Origin of the sequence: Paracoccus thiocyanatus (assembly GCF_900156255.1) — a bacterium.
Taxonomy (GTDB): Bacteria; Pseudomonadota; Alphaproteobacteria; order Rhodobacterales; family Rhodobacteraceae; genus Paracoccus; species Paracoccus thiocyanatus.
On record NZ_FTMK01000001.1, the window covers coordinates 220,890 to 241,920 of the forward strand.

General features: G+C 67.9%; 19 protein-coding genes and 1 tRNA gene. 13 read left to right on the forward strand and 7 right to left on the reverse strand.

Features of this window, described 5'->3' with window-relative positions:
* Positions 1–43 precede the first annotated feature (43 nt).
* The 5 genes from F3H32_RS01045 (at position 44) to F3H32_RS01065 (ending at position 5,073) form a co-directional block, all read left to right on the forward strand.
* A complete protein-coding gene (locus tag F3H32_RS01045) occupies positions 44–718 on the forward strand; it encodes a uroporphyrinogen-III synthase (protein WP_149763605.1) in 675 nt (224 codons plus the stop codon).
* Positions 719–843: 125 nt separating this feature from the next.
* Entirely contained in the window at positions 844–2,343 is a 1,500-nt protein-coding gene (locus tag F3H32_RS01050; RefSeq protein WP_149763607.1) for a COG4223 family protein, read from the forward strand.
* Between the two features lie 10 nt (positions 2,344–2,353).
* Positions 2,354–4,123, forward strand: coding sequence for a heme biosynthesis protein HemY (locus tag F3H32_RS01055; RefSeq protein WP_188128550.1), 1,770 nt, complete (start codon positions 2,354–2,356; stop codon positions 4,121–4,123).
* A 51-nt stretch (positions 4,124–4,174) separates the two neighbouring features.
* Positions 4,175–4,250, forward strand: a tRNA-Thr gene (locus F3H32_RS01060).
* 361 nt (positions 4,251–4,611) lie between these two features.
* Positions 4,612–5,073 (forward strand): DUF302 domain-containing protein, encoded by a 462-nt coding sequence (locus F3H32_RS01065; protein WP_149763611.1) that lies wholly within the window; start codon positions 4,612–4,614, stop codon positions 5,071–5,073.
* Between the two features lie 282 nt (positions 5,074–5,355).
* Here F3H32_RS01065 and F3H32_RS01070 read toward each other — a convergent pair whose 3' ends face one another.
* The 4 genes from F3H32_RS01070 to purU form a co-directional block, all read right to left on the reverse strand.
* Complete coding sequence (locus F3H32_RS01070) at positions 5,356–5,790, reverse strand: hypothetical protein (RefSeq protein WP_149763613.1); 435 nt, start codon at positions 5,788–5,790, stop codon at positions 5,356–5,358.
* 87 nt (positions 5,791–5,877) lie between these two features.
* Entirely contained in the window at positions 5,878–6,786 is a 909-nt protein-coding gene (locus tag F3H32_RS01075; RefSeq protein ID WP_149763615.1) for a fumarylacetoacetate hydrolase family protein, read from the reverse strand.
* The gene (folD, locus tag F3H32_RS01080; protein ID WP_149763617.1) at positions 6,783–7,718 is read right to left on the reverse strand and encodes a bifunctional methylenetetrahydrofolate dehydrogenase/methenyltetrahydrofolate cyclohydrolase FolD; all 936 of its coding nucleotides are present in this window, start codon (positions 7,716–7,718) and stop codon (positions 6,783–6,785) included. Before folD ends, F3H32_RS01075 begins: the two co-directional genes overlap by 4 nt.
* Entirely contained in the window at positions 7,715–8,569 is an 855-nt protein-coding gene (gene purU, locus F3H32_RS01085) for a formyltetrahydrofolate deformylase (protein WP_149763619.1), read from the reverse strand. Before purU ends, folD begins: the two co-directional genes overlap by 4 nt.
* 336 nt (positions 8,570–8,905) lie before the next feature.
* Here purU and panE point away from each other — a divergent pair, with 336 nt between their 5' ends.
* The 8 genes from panE (at position 8,906) to F3H32_RS01125 (ending at position 18,170) form a co-directional block, all read left to right on the forward strand.
* Positions 8,906–9,826, forward strand: coding sequence for a 2-dehydropantoate 2-reductase (gene panE, locus F3H32_RS01090; protein WP_149763621.1), 921 nt, complete (start codon positions 8,906–8,908; stop codon positions 9,824–9,826).
* A gap of 27 nt (positions 9,827–9,853) precedes the next feature.
* Positions 9,854–11,044, forward strand: coding sequence for a mandelate racemase/muconate lactonizing enzyme family protein (locus F3H32_RS01095; RefSeq protein ID WP_149763623.1), 1,191 nt, complete (start codon positions 9,854–9,856; stop codon positions 11,042–11,044).
* Positions 11,045–11,079: 35 nt separating this feature from the next.
* Positions 11,080–11,922 (forward strand): 3-mercaptopyruvate sulfurtransferase, encoded by an 843-nt coding sequence (sseA, locus tag F3H32_RS01100; RefSeq protein WP_149763625.1) that lies wholly within the window; start codon positions 11,080–11,082, stop codon positions 11,920–11,922.
* Positions 11,919–14,738 carry an FAD-binding and (Fe-S)-binding domain-containing protein gene (locus tag F3H32_RS01105; RefSeq protein WP_149763627.1) on the forward strand — a complete coding sequence of 940 codons (2,820 nt, stop codon included), beginning with the start codon at positions 11,919–11,921 and terminating at the stop codon, positions 14,736–14,738. The genes sseA and F3H32_RS01105 overlap by 4 nt, the downstream gene beginning before the upstream one ends.
* Before the next feature lie 51 nt (positions 14,739–14,789).
* Positions 14,790–15,656, forward strand: coding sequence for an MBL fold metallo-hydrolase (locus tag F3H32_RS01110; RefSeq protein WP_223191307.1), 867 nt, complete (start codon positions 14,790–14,792; stop codon positions 15,654–15,656).
* 87 nt (positions 15,657–15,743) lie between these two features.
* Complete coding sequence (locus F3H32_RS01115) at positions 15,744–17,012, forward strand: NAD(P)/FAD-dependent oxidoreductase (RefSeq protein WP_316700425.1); 1,269 nt, start codon at positions 15,744–15,746, stop codon at positions 17,010–17,012.
* A gap of 21 nt (positions 17,013–17,033) precedes the next feature.
* Complete coding sequence (locus tag F3H32_RS01120; protein ID WP_149763633.1) at positions 17,034–17,825, forward strand: sulfite exporter TauE/SafE family protein; 792 nt, start codon at positions 17,034–17,036, stop codon at positions 17,823–17,825.
* Positions 17,826–17,894: 69 nt separating this feature from the next.
* Positions 17,895–18,170 carry a YciI family protein gene (locus F3H32_RS01125; RefSeq protein ID WP_115756109.1) on the forward strand — a complete coding sequence of 92 codons (276 nt, stop codon included), beginning with the start codon at positions 17,895–17,897 and terminating at the stop codon, positions 18,168–18,170.
* Between the two features lie 42 nt (positions 18,171–18,212).
* Here F3H32_RS01125 and larB read toward each other — a convergent pair whose 3' ends face one another.
* Genes larB through F3H32_RS01140 form a run of 3 tightly spaced genes read right to left on the reverse strand, consistent with a single transcriptional unit; the run spans position 18,213 to position 21,027 of the window.
* Entirely contained in the window at positions 18,213–18,899 is a 687-nt protein-coding gene (gene larB, locus F3H32_RS01130) for a nickel pincer cofactor biosynthesis protein LarB (protein WP_149763635.1), read from the reverse strand.
* Positions 18,896–19,699 carry an adenine nucleotide alpha-hydrolase family protein gene (locus F3H32_RS01135; protein WP_149763637.1) on the reverse strand — a complete coding sequence of 268 codons (804 nt, stop codon included), beginning with the start codon at positions 19,697–19,699 and terminating at the stop codon, positions 18,896–18,898. The genes larB and F3H32_RS01135 overlap by 4 nt, the downstream gene beginning before the upstream one ends.
* Positions 19,699–21,027 carry a LarC family nickel insertion protein gene (locus F3H32_RS01140; protein WP_149763639.1) on the reverse strand — a complete coding sequence of 443 codons (1,329 nt, stop codon included), beginning with the start codon at positions 21,025–21,027 and terminating at the stop codon, positions 19,699–19,701. Before F3H32_RS01140 ends, F3H32_RS01135 begins: the two co-directional genes overlap by 1 nt.
* Positions 21,028–21,031: the final 4 nt, after the last annotated feature.

Consider the following 21,031-nt stretch of genomic DNA (forward strand, 5'->3'; position numbering starts at 1 on the left):
GCCTAGGCAGGATGGGACGTAACATCTTGTCGGGCCGATTGCCATGCCGCCGAACCCCACGCCCATCCTGCTTCTGACCCGGCCCGAGCCGGCCTCGCGGCGATTTGCCGCAGATCTGGCGCATCTGGACCTGGAGGTGCTGATATCGCCGGTGCTGCGCATCGTGCCGGTGGCGCATGACGCCGCAAGGCTGGCGGCGGCGCGCGGGCTGGTCTTTACCTCGATCAACGCGGTGCCGGCGGCGGGGGCGGGGCGCGGCCGCCCGGCGATCTGCGTCGGGCCCGCCACGGCGGACGCCGCGCGGGCGGCGGGTTTCGACGCCACCGAGGGGCCGGGCGACGCGGCGCGGATGATGCCGATGCTGGACGGGCTGGGCCAGGGCTGGCTGCACCCGCATGGCGCGCATGTCGCCAAGGCCCTGCCGGTGCCCGACATGGTGGTCTATGACCAATTGCCCGAACCGCTGGATGCGGCGGCGCTGGCGGCGCTGGCGGGGACGGTGCCGGTCATCCTGCCGCTGTTTTCGCCGCGTTCCGCGCATATCCTGTCGGGCCAGTCGGCGGGCGCGCGGGCGCCGCTGTGGCTGGCGCCGATCAGCCCGGCGGCACAGGATGCCTGGCAGGGGCCGGCCGCCCGGCTTGCCGTCGCGCCGACCCCCGATGCCGAAGGCGTTCTGTCGGCCATCGGGCAATTGCTGGCGGCGGAACAATCCACATGAGGGCGGGTTGAGGCGCCACGCCCCGCCGACTAGACTGCCCGCGGGAGCCAGTCATGATTGCGGGCGGGCGGGAGTTCAGACCCGAAACAGCCGCGCCGTAACGCGAAAGGAAACGGGGAAAAATTGTGAAGAAGCCAGAAACCAATTCCAGCGATAACAAGGCAAGCCCCGAAAAGGACAACAGAAAACAAGCGGCATCGGGTCCGGCGATCGACAGCCGGCCGGTGATTGCGGGCCAGGCGGCCCCGGCGCTTGCGCCCGAATCCAGCCCCTCGGTCGAATCGAAGCTTGTCGGCAGCGGCGGCGGCCCCGGCGCTGCGGCACCCAAGCCCGCCGCCCGCAAGCCGCGGAGCGAATCGAAACCCGATGCCGCGCAGCCCGCCGCCGACCCCAAGCCGCGCGGCGTCCCGCCGGTCGCCAAGGCCGAAGCGCCGGGCGAATTGTCGCAGCCCGTCCCGCCGCAAGCCCCGCCCGCCCAGGCCGAACCCCGCCTGGCCCAGACGCGCCGGGGCGGGTTCGTGCCGACCTTCCTGGGCGGCGTGGTCGCGGCCGGCCTGGGCGCCGCCGCAGCCTGGTGGGCGCTTCCGCATCTGCCGGCCGGCTGGCAGCCGGGCGCGGCCCAACCCGCCCCGACCGAGGCGCAGGTCGCTGCCGCCCGCGATGCCGCCATCGAGGCGGCGCGCGCCGAGATCCAGGCCCAGGCCGACGCCTTTGCCGGCCGCGCCTCGCAGGCGGGGGCCGATGCGGCGCGCCAGGCGCTGGCGGATTCCGAGGCGCAGCAGGCCGCCGGGGGTGAAGCGGCCCTGGCCGCGCAAGCCGAAAAACTGGCGGCGCTGGAAAAATCGCTGGCCGATCTGGCCGCGCGCCCTGCAACGGCGCCCGTCGTCACCGGCGAGGGGGCCGAAGGGTTGCAGCAGGTGCTGGACGATCTGACCGCGCGGCTTGCCGCGCAGCAAAGCCGCATCGACGAACTGTCCGAGCGTCCCGCCGTCGACACCGACGCGGCCCGGCAGGTCCAGGACCTTGCCGCCCAGGCCGAGGCGCTGCAAGCGCGGATCACCGCCGCCGCGGACGAGGCCGAAAAGCGCATCAGCGCCGCCGAGGCGCAGGCCGCCGCCTTGCAGGAAACCGCCCAGGCGGCGAACCGCCGCGCCCAGGCCGCCAGTGCGGCCGCCGCGCTGCAAGCTGCGATCGCGACCGGCGGGCCGCGCGACCAGGCGCTGGCCGACCTGCGCGCCGCCGGGGTCGAGCCGCCCGCGGCTTTGGTCGGCGACGTGCCGAAGCTGGCCCAGTTGCGCACCAGCTTTCCCGCCGCCGCCCGCGAGGGCCTGGCCGCCGCGCTGAAAGAGGCGCCACAGAACCAGGGCGCTTTGGGGACCATCGGCAGCTTCCTGCGCGTGCAGACCGGCGCCCGCTCGGTCGAGCCGCGACAGGGCGGCGATCCCGATGCCATTTTGTCGCGCGCCGACGCCGCGGTGCATGCCGGCGACATCAGGGGCGCGCTTGGCGAAATCGCCGCCCTGCCGCAATCGGGCCAGGCGGCGATGGCCGGTTGGACCACCGGGGCCCAGGCCTGGGTCGAAGCCAATGCCGCGCTGGCCGCTATGGCCGCGGGCAGCATGTAAGGGGCGCGCCATGCTGCTTTCGGCACTGAAAATCCTGATCTTCTTCGCCATCGTCCTGGTGCTGGCCCTGGGCGCGATGATGCTTTCGGAAACCGGCAATGGGCTGAGCATGGTCTATGGCGGCACCGAATACACGCTGGGGCCGGTGCAGCTGGTGATCGCGGCGCTGCTGGCCCTGGTGCTGGGCTGGGCGCTTGTGCGGCTTTTGGGGCTGCTGCTGGCCTTCCTGCGCTTTCTGCTGGGCGACGAGACGGCGATCAACCGCTATTTCGCCCGCTCGCGCGAACGCAAGGGCTATGATGCCCTGTCCGAGGGGATGCTGGCCGTCGCCTCGGGCGAGGGCAAGCTGGCGCAGGACAAGGCCGCCAAGGCGGCCAAGTTCCTGGACAGGCCCCATGTCACCGACCTGTTGGCCGCGCAGGCCGCCGAGGTCGCGGGCGACCGGCGCAAGGCGGGCGAGGTCTATCGCCGGCTACTTTCGGACGAGCGGACCCGCTTTGTCGGGATCCGCGGGCTGATGCGCCAGAAACTGGATGAAGGAGACACCGCAACCGCCTTGAAACTGGCGCAAAAAGCCTATGCGCTGAAGCCCAGGCACAGCGATTTGCAAGACACGCTGCTGGAATTGCAAACCCGCGAGGGCGACTGGAAGGGTGCTCGCGCCGTGCTCAAGGACAAGCGCCAGCAGGGGCAGTTGCCCAAGGACGTGCATGTCCGCCGCGACGCGGTCCTGGCGCTGAAAGAGGCGTCCGAGGTGCTGGCGCATGGCAATTCGATCAGCGCCCGCGAGGCGGCGATTTCCGCCAATCGCGCCAGCCCCGACCTGATCCCGGCGGCGGTGCTGGCCGCGCGCAGCTATATCGCCCAGAACGACACCCGCAATGCCAGCCGGGTGCTGCAAAAAACCTGGAGCGTGCGGCCCCATCCCTCGGTCGCCGCCGCCTATGCCGAGATCGTGCCGGATGAAAAGCCGGCCGCGCGGCTGCGCCGCTTCGAAGATCTGATGCGGCAGAACCCCGATCACGAGGAAACCCGGCTGCTGCGCGCCGAACTGCTGCTGGCGGCCGAGGATTTTCCCGGTGCCCGCCGTGCGCTTGGCGATGTGGCGCAAAAGCATCCCACGGTGCGCTCGCTGTCGATCCTGGCCGCCGTCGAGCGCGGCGAGGGCGGGGACGAGGCGGTGGTTCGCGGCATCCTGGCGCGGGCCCTGGCCGCCAGCCGCGGTCCGCAATGGGTCTGCGACAAATGCCATAATGTCATGGCCGACTGGTCGCCCGTTTGCGATAGCTGCGGCGGCTTCGACACGCTGACCTGGCGCGAGCCGGATCTGCCGGCCTGGAGCGCCTCGGCCCCGAACGGGGTCGAGATGCTGCCGCTGCTGGTCGGCGGCGCGAATGACGCACCGGCCCGGCCCGCCGAACCGGCGCCCGCCGCGCCCGCATCGGCGCCGCGCGCCATCTCGCCCGACATGATCGGCCCGCAGCCCCCAAAGCCGCAGGCCAAGGCGGCGGCAGTCCCGGTCGAGGTGGCGGATGTCGCCCCCGGCATGGTGCCGCGCGAGGCGGACTATCGCCGCGTCGTGCCGCCATCGCAGGGCACAGAGCCGGCAATGACCGTCACCGACCCTGATCCCGAGCCCGAGCCGCGCCCCGTCGACCCTGCGCCTGCGCCCGCCACCGGCGGCCAGGCGGCGGCGGCGCAGGGCGATATCCTGCCCGTGCGGCCCGATGTCGAGCCCCCCGAACAAGAGAATGCGGCGCTGGCGGGGAAAAATCTCTGATCCCCCCTTTTCGCCCGCGCCGGAACCTGCTATCCGGCGCGGCACCAAGAGGCCGGTGTAGCTCAGCTGGTAGAGCACGTCATTCGTAATGATGGGGTCGGGGGTTCGAGTCCCTTCACCGGCACCAGTAGATACTGGAAGCCCAGCGAAAATGGCCGCCCTTCGGGGCGGCCTTTTGCTATGCGGAAGGTGTAAAGCCAGGCGGGCTGGCCTGGGCAAACGGCCATCCGCCTTGCCCGCGGTTGCATGCCCGCCCACGCCGCGGGGGCGGGACATTCGCGCGCCGTTCATCGATTCGCTTATCGTTAAACCCATTGCCGCTTGCCGGCGGACCGGCCCCGCGTTCGATCCGCATGCTCTGCTGTTGCCAAGAAGGGGTTGGTGGGCAATGCTGGACAGGATGCCGCAGGCTGGCCTTGCCCTGGCTGGGCGCTTTGCGCGCCGCAAGCCGGCATCCAGCCCCAAGCGTTCCGAACCTGGAGGGAGAGATGAAGATACTACACGTTGCCCTGGCTGCCTGTCTTGCCGGGGGGATCGCCGGCCCGGTCCTGGCGCAGCAGGAGGCGCCGGAAACCAGCTATACCAAGACCGTCGAAGCCGAGTTCGACGACGTGGCCTTTGCGGTTGAACAGGCGATCACCGGCGAAGGGCTGGTGATCGACCTGACCAGCCATGTCGGCGACATGCTGGCCCGGACCAAGCAGGATGTCGGCGGGGCCAAGGACCTGTTCGTCCATGCCAGCGTTTTCAGCTTCTGCTCGGCCAGCATATCCCGCCAGGCGATGGAGGCCGACCTGGCCAATCTCCAGTTCTGCCCCTATGGCATCTTCGTCTATGAGACGGTCGAGGCGCCGGGGCAGATCGTGGTCGGCCACCGGATCAACCCCGGCTCTAGCATGGCGGGCGTCAACGAGATGCTGACCCGGATCGTGGACTCGGCCCTGGAATGACAATGCGCCCGTCCGCCGGCCACGGATCGCGGACGGGCAGGCTATCCGGCAAGCTTGCCGAGCGAACGGCCAAAGCGCACCTAAAATGAACTGTGCAGTATACATAGAAATATTGCTATGTTAGCTTTACCCGAAACACGGGAGGGGCTGATGGTCGATCGAAACAAGTCGCCGCCGCGCGGGGTCGCAGCGGGGCGAAGCTCTGACCCGGAGCATTTGCACGACAGCCGCTTTTCAAGCCGGAACCGGCTGCGCGGCGATTGCCGGGGGTTCTTTGGATAATCAACGCCGCTTGGACTGATTTCGTCCGGGCATGGTTTTGCGGACCCGCGAATACGGGGCGATGCCGCTTGCCGTTTTGACGGATTTCAAAGGCGGCGGCGCAACCCCGTGCCAAAACAATGTATTACAGCCAAAGGGAGGAAATGCCATGCTCGCCAGGGTGCTCATTTTCGTTGCGCTTGCGTTTTGCGCCGGATTTGCCGGGGCCGAGGAACGCTGATCCGCATCGCGGCGCAGCAGCGTGGACTGAAACAGCGGATGGCCATAGGCGCCCCAGCCCATCAGCGGGTCGAAGCCGGTTTCCGGCTCGCCGCCGATGGCCAGGACAAGGCTGGTCTTGGGGGCGGCGATGCCCGCGGCCGGCACCATCGCGATTGCCGTGAACAGCGCGACGGCGGCAGCGTGCGGAAATCGGCGGTGTTGTCTTTTCGGCATGTGCTGGTTCCTTCCGGGCGGGTCGGCAATCTCGGCGGCGCTCGCCGGTCCCGACAGGGGACCGGCGGTGGCAGGGGGCCCCTGTCGTCAGACCTTTTCCGCCACGCAGTCGTTCACCAGGCGGCCGACCTTTTCGATCTCGACCTCGACGCGGTCGCCGGCTTTCAGCCATTGCGGCGGCTTCATGCCGATACTGCCGCCGGCGGGGGTGCCGGTAAAGATCACGTCGCCGGGCCGCAGCGTGAAATACTTGCTGAAGAACGAAATGATCGCCGGAATGTCGAAGACCATCCCCGAGGTCGAGCCGTTCTGCTTTTCCTCGCCGTTCACGCTTAGCCGGATGTTCAGGTCCGAAGGGTCGCCGACCTCGTCCTTGGTGACGATCCACGGTCCCATCGGCGCGTGGCTGTCTTGCGTCTTGCCGCGCAAAAGCTGGCGGTCGGCGCGCATGTGATCGACGACCACAACCTCGTTGCCGCAGGAATAGCCCAGCAGATAGTCCATCGCCTGTTCTTTTTCGATAAAGCGCGCGGTGCGGCCGATGACCAGGACCAGTTCGGCTTCCCAGCCGATCATCTCGCTGTTGCGGGGGATGACGATCGGGTCCGAGGTGCCGACCAGCGCATTGCCATACATCGGAAAGTTGGTGATGATCTGCGGCACGTCATGGCCCATCTCTTCCAGATGGTCGTAATAGTTCGAGCCGACGCCGATGATCTTTTCGGGCCGGGTGATCGGCGCGCCAAGTTCCAGCGAGGCCAGCGGCAGGACATGGGCGGCATCGGGCGCAGCCAGCGCCCGCTTGACCAGGTCGGCGGCCAGGTCCAACCCGCCCTCGGCATTCAGCAGATCGAAGGTCGAGGCGACTGCCGCCACCTGTTCCGCGGTCGCATCGGGGCGCAGCGCGACCAGGGCGGCGGCCAGATCGACGACCTGCTCGCCCTCGCAGATGCCCAGCCGCAGGGTCTTGCCGCTTTTGAACTGAAGGATCTTCATGGGTTGGTCTCCGTTGTTGTTGGCGCAAAGGCGGTGCCGGTCCCGACGGCGGGATCGGGCAGGTTCAGGTGGCGATGGGCCGCGCGCAGCGTGTTGAGCAGCAGGCAGGCGATGGTCATCGGCCCCACCCCGCCCGGAACCGGGGTGATGGCCTGGGCTTGCGCGGCCGCCTCGTCATAGGCCACGTCGCCGACCAGCCGGGACTTGCCGCCGCTTGCCAGCCGGTTGATGCCCACGTCGATCACCACCGCGCCGGGCTTGATCCAGTCGCCGCGCACCAGTTCGGGCCGGCCCACGGCCGCGACCAGGATATCGGCGGCGCGGCACAGGGCGGGCAGGTCGGCGCTGCGCGAATGGGCGATGGTCACGGTGCAGTTCGCGGCCAGCAGAAGCTGCGCCATCGGCTTGCCGACGATATTCGAGCGGCCCAGGATCACCGCATGGCGTCCCGACAGGTCCGCCCCCAGTGCGTCGCGCAGCAGCATCATGCAGCCGGCCGGGGTGCAGGGCACGAAAGCCTGGTCCTGCTTGCCCGCGCCAAGCCGGCCGATATTCAGGTAATGGAACCCGTCCACGTCCTTTTCGGCCCGCACAGCCTGCGTCACCTTGTCGGCGTCGATCCCCTTGGGCAGCGGCAGCTGGACCAGGATGCCATGGATCGCCGGGTCGGCGTTCAGCGCCTCGACCTGCGCCAGGATCTCGGCCTGCGAGGCGTCGGCGGCAAGATTGGCCTGGACCGAATGAAAGCCGCAGGCTTCGGCCTGCCGGGTCTTGGTGCGCACATAGACCTGGCTGGCCGCATCCTCGCCCACCAGCACGACGCCCAGTCCGGGCCTGGTGCCGGTGCGGGCGGCCAGATCCCCGGCCGCCTGCGCGATATCCTGCGTCAGCCGGGCGGCGAAAACCTTGCCGTCGATGACGCGCGCGTTCATTCGAAAACCACCGTGCGGTGCCCGTTCAGGAAGACGCGCCGTTCCAGATGCAGCTTGACCGCCTTGGCCAGGACGCGGGTTTCGATGTCGCGGCCCACCGCCACCAGATCGTCTGCGGACAGCGCATGGCCGACGCGTTCGGTCTGCTGTTCGATGATCGGGCCTTCGTCCAGGTCGGCCGTCACATAATGCGCCGTCGCGCCGATGCTTTTCACGCCGCGGTCATAAGCCTGGTGATAGGGCTTTGCCCCCTTGAAGCTGGGAAGGAAGGAATGGTGGATATTGATGATCCGCCCGAATTGCGCCTTTGAGAAATTGTCCGACAGAACCTGCATATAGCGCGCCAGGACGATCAGGTCGGCGCCGGTGCTGTCTGCAAGTTCTTGCAGGCGCGCTTCCTGTTCGGCCTTGTTATCCTTGCTGACCGGCCAATGATAATAGGGCAGGCCCGCCGCCTCGGCCGAGGCGCGCGCCTCCTCGTGGTTCGACACGACCGCGACGATCTCGGCCTTAAGCCAGCCGACGCGGATCTGATACAGCAGATGTTCGAAGCAATGGTCGAAGCGCGACACCATCACGATGATTTTCGGCAGCTTGTCGGCTTCGTAAAGATTCAGGCGCATGTCAAAGCGCGCCACGGCCGGCGACAGGGCGTGCCGGATCTGGTCCTTGGTCTTGTCGCCTGGGCAGACAAAGCGGATGCGCATGAAAAAGCGCCCGGTGGTGCCGTCGCCGAATTGCGCGCTTTCCAGGATATTGCCGCCGAAATCCGCAAGACGGCCGGTCAGGGTGGCGACGATTGCCGATTGGTCGTCGCAGGACAGCGTCAATATATATTCTTTTTCAGACATCAGGGCCGGTCCTTTTTGCCGGGCGCATATTGGGAATGCGCCCCTATTCAAATCAGAATGTCGCCCGGCAGATTCCGCCCCCGCCATGGCTTTCCACAGCCGCCGGATTCTTCCGGGCAAGGCGCGCAATAAATGCCGCAACCTCATGCTCCTCCCGCAGGATTGGGAAAGGTATATGAGTTGGCGCCTGGCGAGGCTTCTCAAAAAAATTCAACGCGGCGCATAATTATTGCGGTTGTTGGAAAGGAGGGGCGGGCGCAGAACCCTGTCCTGACTGCAAGACGCAAAAGGGGCTGCCGTGGTGGCCCATCGGCACCAAGCGCAGAGGAGAACGGGATGAGGATACTGGTCGTTGGGGCAGGGGCCGTCGGTGGCTATTTCGGGGCGCGCCTGGCGGCTGCGGGTCGCGACGTGACCTTCCTTGTTCGCGCGCGCCGGGCCGAGCAGTTGCGCCGCGACGGGATGCAGGTGGTCAGCCCGCATGGCGACCTGACGATCCAGCCGAAGCTGATCGAGGCGTCGCAGATCGACGGGCCCTATGACCTGATCCTGCTGAGCGTGAAAGCCTATACGCTTGACAGTGCGATGGCGGATTTCGCCCCCGCGGTCGGCCCCGACACGATGATCCTGCCGGCCCTGAACGGCATGCGCCATATCGCGCGGCTGGTCGAGCGGTTCGGCGAAAAGCCGGTGCTGGGCGGGGCCTGCCGCGTGGTGGCCGAACTGAACGACAAGGGCCAGATCGTGCAGATGGCCGAGGTGCAAAGCCTGGTCTATGGCGAACGCAACGGCGCATCCGGCGAACGGATGCAGGCGCTGGATGCGGCCTTGCAGGGCGCGGGCTTCTCGGCCGAATCCTCGGACGGCATCGTGCAGATCATGTGGGACAAATGGGTCAACCTTGCCTCGCTTGGCGGGATCACCTGCCTGCTTGGCGGCTCGATCGGGCAGGTTGCCTCGGTCCCCGGCGGGGTGGGTGCGGCCAGCGCGCTGTGCAACGAGGCGCTGGCGGTGGCCGCAGCCTATGGCCACGCCCCGTCCAGGCAAGAGGCCGAGCGGGTCATATCCTCGCTGACCAACCCGAAATCGAAACTCACCGCCTCGATGTATCGCGACATGAAATCGGGCGGCCGGGTCGAGGCCGAGCAGATCCTGGGCGACATGGTCGAGAAGGCCGAGGCCAAGGGGGTCGAGGTGCCGCTGCTGCGCGCCGCCGCCGTCGCGCTGCGCGTCTACGACGCCGCGCATAACGGCTAAGGCCGGCCGAAAAACAAGGAGATACGCATGAAAGTCGTCAAGGTCGAAGCCATCGAGATCGAGCAATCCGGGCAGGTGGGCATCCCGTCCTGGCGCCATGTCTTTGCCCGCGTCCATACCGACGAAGGCATCACCGGCCTGGGCGAGGTGGGCATGCCCTTCGGCACCGGCGCCCCGGCCGCGGCGCCCATGATCCTGACGATGGGAGAGCGTTTCGTCCTGGGCCGCGATCCTTTCGACACCGAGACGGTATGGGAAACCATGCTGCGCCGCTCGTTCTGGGGCGAGGGCGGCGGGCCGGTGATCTTCGGTGCGATGAGTGCGCTGGACGCCGCGCTTTGGGACATCAAGGGCCGGGCGCTTGGCAAGCCGGTCCATCGCCTGCTGGGGGCGACGACGCCCCAGCCGCTGCGCTGCTATGCCAGCCAGTTGCAATTCGGCTGGGACGATATCGAGGTCCGGCCGCGCGCCCATCCCCAGCAATACAAAGAGGTCGCGCAGGCGGCGCGGGCCGAGGGTTATGATTGCGTCAAGGTCGATCCGATCATGGTCGATCCGCAGGGCGTGCGGAACCCGCATGTCCGCGGGCTGTTCACGCCCCAGGAACGCAAGCTGTTCCGCGCCCGGCTGGAAGCCATCCGCGAAGGGGTCGGCCCCGATTGCGACATCATCATCGAGCTGCATTCGTTCAGTTCCTCGGCCGGGGCCATGCAGGTTTCGGAACTGGCCAAGGACCTGGGGATCCTGTTCATCGAGGAGCCGACGCATTACAACAGCACCCATGCCCATATGAAGGTGGCACGCCGCTCGGAAATCCCGATGGCGACGGGGGAAAAGCTTTATACCCGCTGGGGCTTCATGCCCTATCTGGAAGCCGGGGCCGTGGACATGATCCAGCCCGATGTGGGCTTGGTCGGCGGCATTTCCGAGGCGTTCAAGATCGCGCATCTGGCCCATGCCTATGACGTGGGGGTGCAGGCGCATATCTGCGGCTCGCCGCTGGCCACGGCCATCGGCCTGCAACTGGAAGCCGCGATCCCGAATTTCGAGATCCACGAGCATCACACCTTCGCCCTGAAGCACACGAACCGCGAGTTGTTCGAGCAGGACCTGCAACCCGTGAAGGGTCGCTTCGAGGTGCCGACCGCCCCCGGCTTCGGCATGGATTTCACCGCCGCCGCCGAACGCCAGATGATCCGGAAAGAGGTGGCGCTGTAAGCCGCCGCCGTCCGACAGGAACGAAAGGAACCTCCATGACTTCGCTCGTCACCACCGCCTGGCTTGCCGATCACCTGGACGATCCGCAGGTCGTGCTGCTGGATGCGTCCTTCAAGCTGCCCGGCGCGACCCCCACCGCGCCCGAGGAATTCGCCGAGCGCCACATTCCGAGCGCGCAGTTCTTCGATGTGGACAAGGTGGCCGATGCCGGCAACCCGCTGCCGCATATGATGCCCTCGGAAGCCGAGTTCGCCCGCACCGTCGGCGCCCTGGGGATTTCCAACGACACCATGGTGGTGATCTACGACACGCCCGGCCTGATGTCTGCGGGCCGGGCCTGGTGGATGTTTCGCAGCTTTGGCCACCGCAATCTTGCCATTCTCGACGGCGGGCTGCGGGCCTGGATGGCCGAAGGGCGGCCGGTGACAGCCGAGGTGGTGGCGCGCCCCGCCGCCAGCTATCAGGCAAGGCTGGATCCCGCCGCCATCGCCTCGAAAGCCGATGTGCTGGCCAATATCGACAGCAAGGCCCGCGACCTGGTCGATGCGCGTTCCGCCGCCCGCTTTACCGCCGCAGAGAATGAGGCCCGCCCCGGCCTGCGCTCGGGCCATGTGCCGGGCAGCCTGAACGTGCCATTCGACCGCATGACCGACCCCCAGACCGGCAAGATGAGAGCGCCCGCGGAAATCGCGCAGGTCTTCCGCGATGCCGGGCTGGACATGGAACGGCCGGTCATCGCCTCTTGCGGCTCGGGCGTGACCGCTTGCGCGCTGGCCTTTGGCCTGCATCTGGCCGGCAAGGACGACGTGGCGGTCTATGACGGCTCATGGGCGGAATGGGGCATGCCGGGGGACACCCCGGTGGCGACCGGCCAATGAGGGACGCGCTGCCGGAACCCGATTTCCAGGGCTTCGCGGCGGCCGTCCGGCAGGTGGTGCCCGCCGCCCGCTTCCTGCTGGACGAGTTCTCGCGCACGGTTCACGGTGCCGATGCCAGCCCCTACAGCCTGCTGCCCCGCGCGGTGATCCTGGTCGAGGCCGAGGACGAGGTGACAGCCATCTGCCGCGCCGCCAGCCGCTCCGGCGTCGCCATCACCTTTCGCGCGGCGGGCACCAGCCTGTCGGGGCAGGGCGTGACCGACAGCGTGCTGGTCAAGATGGGTCCGAACGGCTGGCGCCAGTTCCAGGCGGACGAGGCCGGGGCCACCGTGCGCATCGGCCCGGCCCTGATCGGGGCGCAGGCCAATGCGCGGCTGGCGCGCTACCGGCGCAAGATCGGCCCCGATCCCGCCTCGATCTCGGCGGCGATGATCGGCGGGATCATCGCCAACAATTCCAGCGGCATGTGCTGCGGGACGGAACAGAACAGCTATCGCACCCTGCGTTCGATGCGGCTGGTGATGGCGGATGGCACGCGGCTGGACACCGCCGATCCCGAAAGCCGCCGCGCCTTTCAGGCCAGCCATGGCGCGCTGCTGGACGAATTGGCGGCGCTTGCCCATGCGGCGCGGGATGACGCGGAACTGGGTGCGCTGATCCGGCGCAAGTTCGCGATCAAGAACACCACCGGCTATTCGCTGAACGCGCTGGTCGATTACGACGACCCGTTCGAGATCCTTCAGCACCTGATCGTCGGGTCCGAGGGCACGCTGGCCTTTATCTGCGAAGTCACGCTGGAAACCGTGCCCGCGCCCCCCAAGCAATCGGCGGCGCTGGTGTTCTTTGCCGATGTCCGCATCGCCTGTTCGGCGGCGACCGCGCTTAAGGCGCAGCCGGTCTCGGCGGTCGAGATGATGGATTACGCGTCATTGCGCTCGGCACTTGGCCAGCCCGGCGTGCCCGACAATTTCACGCATATGCCGCAGGGCACGGCCGCGCTTCTGGTCGATCTGCGCGCGGGCGATGCCGCGTCCCTGGACGCGCAGATGCAGTCGGTGACGGCGGCCATCGCGCCCTTCGCGCCGCTGGAGCCGGTGCGCTTTTCGCAAGACCCGCGGACCTATGCGGATTACTGGAACGTGCGCAAGGGGCTGCTGCCCGCCGTGGGCGGCATGCGCGCGCCCGGCTCGACGGTGATCGTCGAGGATATTGCGGTTCCCATCGACAGCCTTGCCGAAGCCGCCCTCGCCATCCGCGAAATCTTCGACCGGCTGGATTACCAGGATGCGGTGATCTTTGGCCACGCGCTGGACGGCAACCTGCATTTCGTCTTTTCCCAGGCCTTCAACAGCCCCCCGGACATCGCCCGCTACGCCCAGTTGATCGACGAGGTGGCGGAACTGGTCACCAACCGTTTCCATGGCTCGCTGAAGGCGGAACACGGGACGGGCCGCGCGATGGCGCCCTTTGTCGAACTGGAATGGGGCAGCGCGGCTTACGGGCTGATGCGCCGCATCAAGCGGGCCTTCGATCCGGCGGGGGTGCTGAATCCCGGCGTGATCCTGTCCGACGATCCCGAGATCTATCTCAAGGCGCTGAAATCCCTGCCGCTTGCCGATCCGCTGATCGACAAATGCATCGAATGCGGCTTTTGCGAGCCGGTCTGCCCTTCGCGCGCGCTGACCACCACGCCGCGCCAGCGCATCGTCGCGACCCGCGCCCTGGCGCGTGGCGCGCATGATCCCAGTTTCGACAAAAGCTATGACTACGCCGCGGTGGATACCTGCGCCGGCGACGGGCTTTGCGCCATGTCCTGCCCGGTGGGCATCGACACGGGCGAGATGATGCGCAGCCGCCGCGCCCTTCGCCACGGGGCCGCCGGGCGCGGCCTTGCCCATGCGGCCGAACGGCATCTGGGCACGGTGATGAAGGCCGCCAAGGCCGGGCTTTGGGCCAGCGACCGCGCGCATGGCGTGCTGGGCACCGGCGCGATGGGCAAGGTCACGCAGGGGCTGCGCCGCGCCTCGGGCGGCAGGGTGCCGCAATGGACGCCCTGGCTGCCGAAACCCGCGCCGGCGCTGCGTGACCGCCGGGGCGCGTCCCCGGACGCCGACCTGCCGCAGGTCCTGCTGTTTCGAAGCTGCGCCAGCACCGTCGCCGCGCCCGCCCGCGGCATGCCCGACCCGCGACCGCTGTGGGATGTGCTGGCGCTGCTGCTCGGCCGCGCGGGCTACCCGGTCCGCGTCGCCCCGGCGGGCGAGGGCCAGTGCTGCGGCCAGCCCTTTGCCAGCAAGGGCTATCCGCAAGCCGCACAGGAAAGCGCCCAGCGGCTGGAAAGCCATCTGCGGGACCTGGGCGGCGGCATCGTCGTATCGGACACCAGCCCGTGCAGCTTTCGGATGCAGCAGGTGCTGGCCCCCGACATGCGCCCGATGGACGTGACCGAGGCGCTGGCCACGCTGGTCCTGCCGCGCCTTGCCATCCGCCGCCGCGCCGAAAGCATCGCGCTGCATATCACATGCAGCACGCGCAAGATGGGACAGGCCGACCGGCTGCTGGTCCTTGCGCAGGCCTGCGCGGACGAGGTGATCGTGCCTGCCGACATCGAATGCTGCGGCTTTGCCGGCAACAAGGGGTTCGAAGTGCCCGAACTGAACGCCAGCGCCTTGCGGACGCTGCGCGGCAAGCTGCCCGAACGGGTCACGCGCGGCTATTCGACCAGCATCACCTGCGAAATCGGGCTGTCCGAGCATTCCGGCCGCCCCTACCAGTCCATCGCCTATCTGCTGGACTGGTGCAGCGATCCCGCCCTGTAGCCCAAACCTGTTGAACGGTCGCGCCCTGCGGCCATGACGATGGAGGACATAATGACGTCATCGCCCCAGGTCGAAGCCTTTTTCGATCCGCCGACGAACACCTTCTCCTATATCGTTCGCGACCCCGCCTCGGCGGCCTGCGCGGTCATCGATTCCGTTCTGGATATGGATTACGCGTCGGGCCGGCTGTCCTACGATTCCGCCGACCGCATCATCGCCCGTGTGCGCGAGCAGGGGTTGCGGCTGGAATGGCTGCTGGAAACCCATGTCCATGCCGACCACCTGTCCGCGGCGCCCTATCTGCAACAGGCGCTTGGCGGCCAGATCGGCATCGGCGACCAGATCACCGTGGTGCAGGAAACCTTTGGCAAGGTCTTCAACGAGGGCACCGAGTTTTGCCGCGACGGCTCGCAATTCGACCGACTGTTCCGCGACGGCGACAGCTTCCGCATCGGCACGCTGGAATGCCGCGTCATGCACACACCGGGCCATACGCCGGCCTGCCTGACCTATGTGATCGGCGATGCGGCCTTCTTGGGCGACACGCTGTTCATGCCGGACGGGGGCACGGCGCGGGCGGATTTTCCGGGCGGCGACGCGCGGATACTTTACCGCTCGATCCGCCGGGTGCTGGAATTGCCGCCGGAAACCCGGCTGTTCCTGTGCCACGATTACGGCCCCAACGGGCGCGATATCCTGAATGAGACCACCGTGGCCGAGCAGCGCGCCCACAATATCCATGTCCGCGACGGCGTGACCGAGGACGAATTCGTCGCCATGCGCGAGGCCCGCGACGCCACGCTGGCGATGCCGCGCCTGATCATCCCCTCGCTTCAGGTCAATATGAAGGCCGGCGCCCTTCCCAAGCCCGATGAAAGTGGCCGCCGTCATCTCAAGGTGCCGCTGAACGAACTTTGACCGCAGGGGCGCGGCCGCGAGGGGGAGGCGGCCGTCCCCTGAAGGAAAACCACGAGACAAGGTCGCTATCCGACCATGGGAGGACTTATGCCTGATCCTGATCGCGCAGTTGCACATCACCACCAGATCGTCATCGTCGGCGCGGGGGCTGCGGGCATCGCGGTCGCGTCCAGCCTGCTGGCGCGCAGGAAGGATATCGACGTCGCGCTGATCGATCCGGCGCCCGAGCATTTCTACCAGCCGGGCTGGACGCTGGTCGGCGGCGGCGTCTTTACAGCCGACCAGACCCGGCGCGAACTGGCTTCGCTGATCCCGCGCGGCGCCAGCCTGATCGAGGCACGCGTTTCGGGCTTCGCGCCCGAGGCGCGGCAGGTGATCCTCTCGGACGGGCGCCGCATCGGCTATGACAAGCTGGTGGTCGCCCCCGGACTAAAGCTTGACTGGCAGGGGATCGAGGGCCTGGCCCAGTCCCTGGGCCGCAATGGCGTGACCTCGAATTATCGCCACGACCTTGCGCCCTATACCTGGGACCTGGTGCGCCAGCGCCGGGGCGGGACGGCGCTGTTCACCCAGCCGCCGATGCCGATCAAATGCGCCGGCGCGCCGCAAAAGGCCATGTATCTGTCCTGCCACGCATGGGAACGCGCCGGGACGCTGGGCGATACCCGTGTCGAGTTCCTCAATGCCGGGCAGGCGCTGTTCGGCGTCGCCGACTACGTTCCGCCGCTGATGGAATATGTCCGGCGCTATGGCATCTCGCTGAGCTTTGGCCACAGCTTGAAACGGATCGACGGCGATGCCCGCACCGCCTGGTTCCAGACGACCGGGCCGGATGGCGACACGCAACTGGTCGAGCGTCGCTTCGACATGATCCATGTCGTGCCGCCGCAGGTCGCGCCGGATTTCATCCGCAGCTCGGTCCTGGCGGATAAGGCAGGCTGGCTTGACGTGCATGGAGAGACCCTGCGCCACGCGCGTTTCCCCGACATCTACGGCGCGGGGGACGTGCTGGGGACCGGCAATGCCAAGACCGCCGCCGCCGCCCGGAAACAGGCGCCCATCGTGGCCGTGAACCTGCTGCGCGACATGGGCCGGATCCAGACGCCGCACCCCGCCGTCTATGACGGCTACGGCTCGTGCCCGCTGACGGTCGAGCGCGGCAAGATCGTGCTGGCAGAGTTCGGCTATGGCGGCAAGCGGCTTCCCAGCTTTCCGGCATGGCTGATCGACGACCGCAAGCCCAGCCGCCTGGCCTGGCTGCTGAAGGAAAAGATCCTGCCGCCGGTCTATTGGCGCGCGATGCTCAGGGGCCGCGAGCTGCTGGTCAAGCCGCGCCTTGCCCCGGTGCAGGACTGAAGCCGGGGCGGAGGTCGAAACGTGGTTGCGCTTGAGCCATTGCAATACGGGCTGGGCACCCTGTCGGGGGGCCTTGTCGGGCTGACCTTGGGGCTGTTCGGGGGCGGCGGCTCGATCCTGGCCGTGCCGCTGATGGTCTATCTGGTCGGCGTGCCGGGCGCGCATATGGCCATCGGGACCAGCGCCGTCGCCGTGGCCGCCAATGCCGCCAGCAGCCTTTTCCATCACGCTCGGCACGGCCACGTCAAATGGCGCTGCGCGCTGTATTTCAGCCTGGCCGGGGTGATCGGGGCCTATATCGGCTCGACCATCGGCAAGGCCATCGACGGACAGAAGCTGCTGTTTCTGTTTTCGATCCTGATGCTGGTGGTGGCCGTGCTGATGTTCCGGGGCCGCGCCGACCGGGGCAGGGCAGGGATGGAATGCACCCCCGATCGGCTGCCCAAGGTCATGGGCTTTGGCGCGGGAGCCGGCATGCTGTCGGGCTTTTTCGGCATCGGCGGCGGGTTCCTGATCGTGCCGGGGCTGATCGCCTCGACCGGGATGCCGATCCTGAACGCCATCGCCTCGTCGCTGGTGGCGGTGGCGGCCTTCGGCCTGACCACGGCGCTGAACTATGCGCGGTCGGGCTATGTGGACTGGCCGCTGGCGCTGGTCTTCGTGGGCGGCGGCGTGTTGGGCGGCATGCTGGGCGCGCGGCTGGCCCGGCACCTGGCGGCGCGCAAGGGCAACCTGAACATGGGCTTTGCCGCCCTGGTCGTGCTGGTCGCGGTCTACATGCTGGTGCGCAGCGCCGCCGGACCGTCCGGCTGACCCGGACCTATCGTCAACCCGGCCGGGACCGTCCCGGTCATCCCTTACCCCAGAAACAGGAGAAAACTCATGCTGTTCGCTTTTATCTGCACCGACAGGCCGGATGCGCTGGAAATCCGCATGGCCAATCGTCCGGCCCATCTGGACTGGCTCAATTCAACCCCCGGCGTCTATATCGCCGGGCCGCTGCTTGACGAGGGGCAGAAACCCTGCGGCAGCATCCTGGTGGTCGAGCATGAAAGCCTTGACGCCGCCCGGCAATGGGGCGCGCAGGATCCCTATGCGCAGGCCGGCCTTTTCCAAACCGTTTCCATTCGCGAGTGGAAGAAGGTGATCGGGCAATGATCGCCCGGAAAGCGCAGCCGTGTCAGGCTGCGCTTTCCGGCTTCAGCACCCTTGCGCCAGGCCGGCGGCCTGGCGGATCATGTTCAGCGCCCGATAGGCCGCGCAGGCCGCGCCATAGCCATTGTCGATATTGACCACCGTCAGCCCCGGCGCGCACGAGGCCAGCGCCGCGTTCAGCGCCGTCTGCCCGGAATGCGAGACGCCATAGCCGGTCGAGGTGGGCAGGCAGATCATCACCCCCGGCACCAGCCCGCCCAGCACGCTGGGCAGGGCGCCGTCCATGCCGGCGATGGCCACGATCACCGGGAATTTCTGCAATTCCTCGACATTGCCCAGCAACCGCCACAGGCCCGCCACCCCGATGTCGATGAACTGCCGCGTGGCCGCGCCGAAATAGGTCAGGGTGCGGATGACCTCGGCCGCCTGCGGCATGTCGGAACTGCCCGCCGAGACCACGGCGATCTGCGCCGGTCCGGTCGTCCTTGGCCGGCTCCAGTTGAAATAGCCCATGCGCGATACGGCATCGTAATCGACCCGCGCGCGGTGATGGGCCGGGAAGCGGTCGAACACCTCGGGTTCCAGCCGCGTCATCAGGCAGCTTTCACCCTGTTCCAGCACGCGGTCCATGATCGTCACCAGCTGCGCGTCCGACTTGCGGGCGCACAGGATGGCCTCGTCGAAGCCGACGCGTTCGGGGCGCTGGAAGTCCAGCCGGATTTCCTCGCTCATGTGGCTTGCTCGCGTAGAAAGGCGCTGCCGCGCGTGTAGGATTGGAACATGACCGGCCTGTCCTGGCCGAAGGCGGCGCGGATTTCGCCGGTCAGGGCTTGCCGGCGTTCCGGGGACAGGCGCGACAGGGCGGCGGGGTCAAGCTCGACCACCACGCCGGCGGCGCGGACGCGGCAGCGCACGGTCTGGGGCGCCAGTTCGGCCCGCAACAGGGTTTCCACCCCGTCCACCGCGCGCAGCATCTCGGGCTCGATGCGCAAGGCCGTTTCGATCCGGCTAGACAGGCAGGGGGCCGATGGCATCTCGGCCAGATCGTCCAGCCCATGCGCGGCGGCCATGGCGCGCACATCGGCCTTGGTCATGCCCGCCTCGACGAAGGGGTGGCGCACATGGTTGGCCTTTGCCACTTTCAGGCCGGGACGCCAGTCACCCAGATCGTCCATGTTGGTGCCCGAGAAAAGCTGCGCTTCCGTTAGCCCGGCCAGCGTCCCATAAAGGTTGGATTTGCAGAAAAAGCAGCGATTAGACGGGTTTGAAAGATATTGTTCATCTGAAAACTCACCCGCGTCCACGATGCGCAACAGCCAGCCGTGGCGCAGGGCATAGTCGCGGATGCGCGTCGTCGCCGCCTGCGGCACGGCGGGGGACGAGGCATGGAACATGGTCACGTCCCCGCCCATCGCCCGATGCGCGACATAGGCCAGCGTCATGCTGTCGACGCCGCCGGAAACGGCCACGGCGGCAGGCCGGGCGCTGTCGAAGACCCCGTGCAGCCGGGCCAGGAAATCTGCGGTTTGCATCAGCTTTTTACCTTTTCCTGCAATGCCTGGGCTTCGGCGGCGCGGCGCATCTCGGCGCGCTGCTTCTGGCTGTCGGCTGTTGCGGCATCGTCCATCTCGGCCTTGGCGGTGGTGCCGCCGGGGCGCTCGGCCAGCTTGACGCGGATGCCGCCCTGGGTGATCACGGCGCGGCGCGGCAGGATCGCACGCGTCTCGATCCGGCTGCGCAGGCCAAGGGTGGTGGTCTGGCGGAAGCAAAGCTCGCCGACCGGGGTCAGCGCCTCGGGCCGGGTCAGCACCTGGACGGCGGCCATCATCCGGCCCTTCTTGCCCATGGCAAGGCTTTGCGTCACGTCGATCACCGCCGGGTCGGCGCGGATCTGGTCAAGTGCCGCCGCCAGTTCCTCGCCGCTTTGGTCGTCGATCTCGAACTGGATGACGCCGACGCGGTCGTCGGTCCGGCCTTGCTCGGCCTCGACCTCGGCCAGGGCAAGGACGCGCAGCACATTGCTCATGCCCTGAAAGCGGCGGGTGCCGAAGCCGATGCCGCTGCGCGCAAGCCGGCGCGGGCTGGCGCCGATGCCGGGGGCAGGCGCCAGGTAGCGCAGGATGGCGGCGCCGGTCGGGGTGACGCGCTCGCCCGGATGGCCGTCGTCGTATATGGCAAAGCCCTGCAAAAGCAGCGTCGTCGCCGGGGCGGGCACGGGCAGGCGGCCATGGTCGGTTTCGACCCAGCCCCGGCCCAGCGGCAGCGCGCCGACCGACCAGCTGCTTGCGCCCGTGCCCACGATCAGCGTGGCGGCGGCGACGATATCGGCGATGGAATCCCAGTTGCCGACCTCGTGAAAGGCGACCGCGTCCAGTTCCTTGCCATGGACCTGCGCCTCGGCCATGGCGAGTTCGTGGAAGATGCCGATGGCGGTATGCTTGACGGGTTCGGGCAGGGCGCTGGCGGCAAGGCTGGCGCGCAGATCGCGCCAATGGGTGTGGTGGTGATGGTGCCCATGGTCGTGGTGCGGATGGTGGTGGTGGTGGTCATGCCCCGCGTGATGGCCGTGGTGATCATGCCCGTGGTCGTCGCGGTGATGGTGGTGATCGCCGTGGTCGTGGTCGTCGTGGTGGTGGTCGTCGGCCTGGGCGTCGGTCTTGCCGTCCTTGGTCACGACGAAGCGGTGGCCGGTCAGCACGCCGTCGTCATGGGGCAGGGCCTGGGCATCGACATTGGCCTTTAGCCCGGCCAGCAGCAGATTGGCCTGCACCTCACCTGCCAGTTCGGGCCAGGCATCCAGCAGGGCGGCCACGAACATGTCGCCCGCCACGCCGCCCAGGGCGTCAAGATGGATATGCATCTGC

Excerpts from the sequence above, each read along its gene's own strand:
- F3H32_RS01045 (WP_149763605.1), top strand. The coding sequence starts at position 44 with ATGCCGCCGAACCCCACGCCCATCCTGCTTCTGACCCGGCCCGAGCCG.
- F3H32_RS01055 (WP_188128550.1), top strand. The coding sequence starts at position 2,354 with ATGCTGCTTTCGGCACTGAAAATCCTGATCTTCTTCGCCATCGTCCTG.
- F3H32_RS01065 (WP_149763611.1), top strand. The coding sequence starts at position 4,612 with ATGAAGATACTACACGTTGCCCTGGCTGCCTGTCTTGCCGGGGGGATC.
- F3H32_RS01070 (WP_149763613.1), bottom strand. The coding sequence starts at position 5,790 with ATGCCGAAAAGACAACACCGCCGATTTCCGCACGCTGCCGCCGTCGCG.
- F3H32_RS01075 (WP_149763615.1), bottom strand. The coding sequence starts at position 6,786 with ATGAAGATCCTTCAGTTCAAAAGCGGCAAGACCCTGCGGCTGGGCATC.
- folD (WP_149763617.1), bottom strand. The coding sequence starts at position 7,718 with ATGAACGCGCGCGTCATCGACGGCAAGGTTTTCGCCGCCCGGCTGACG.
- purU (WP_149763619.1), bottom strand. The coding sequence starts at position 8,569 with ATGTCTGAAAAAGAATATATATTGACGCTGTCCTGCGACGACCAATCG.
- panE (WP_149763621.1), top strand. The coding sequence starts at position 8,906 with ATGAGGATACTGGTCGTTGGGGCAGGGGCCGTCGGTGGCTATTTCGGG.
- F3H32_RS01095 (WP_149763623.1), top strand. The coding sequence starts at position 9,854 with ATGAAAGTCGTCAAGGTCGAAGCCATCGAGATCGAGCAATCCGGGCAG.
- sseA (WP_149763625.1), top strand. The coding sequence starts at position 11,080 with ATGACTTCGCTCGTCACCACCGCCTGGCTTGCCGATCACCTGGACGAT.
- F3H32_RS01105 (WP_149763627.1), top strand. The coding sequence starts at position 11,919 with ATGAGGGACGCGCTGCCGGAACCCGATTTCCAGGGCTTCGCGGCGGCC.
- F3H32_RS01110 (WP_223191307.1), top strand. The coding sequence starts at position 14,790 with ATGACGTCATCGCCCCAGGTCGAAGCCTTTTTCGATCCGCCGACGAAC.
- F3H32_RS01115 (WP_316700425.1), top strand. The coding sequence starts at position 15,744 with ATGCCTGATCCTGATCGCGCAGTTGCACATCACCACCAGATCGTCATC.
- F3H32_RS01125 (WP_115756109.1), top strand. The coding sequence starts at position 17,895 with ATGCTGTTCGCTTTTATCTGCACCGACAGGCCGGATGCGCTGGAAATC.
- larB (WP_149763635.1), bottom strand. The coding sequence starts at position 18,899 with ATGAGCGAGGAAATCCGGCTGGACTTCCAGCGCCCCGAACGCGTCGGC.
- F3H32_RS01135 (WP_149763637.1), bottom strand. The coding sequence starts at position 19,699 with ATGCAAACCGCAGATTTCCTGGCCCGGCTGCACGGGGTCTTCGACAGC.
- F3H32_RS01140 (WP_149763639.1), bottom strand. The coding sequence starts at position 21,027 with ATGCATATCCATCTTGACGCCCTGGGCGGCGTGGCGGGCGACATGTTC.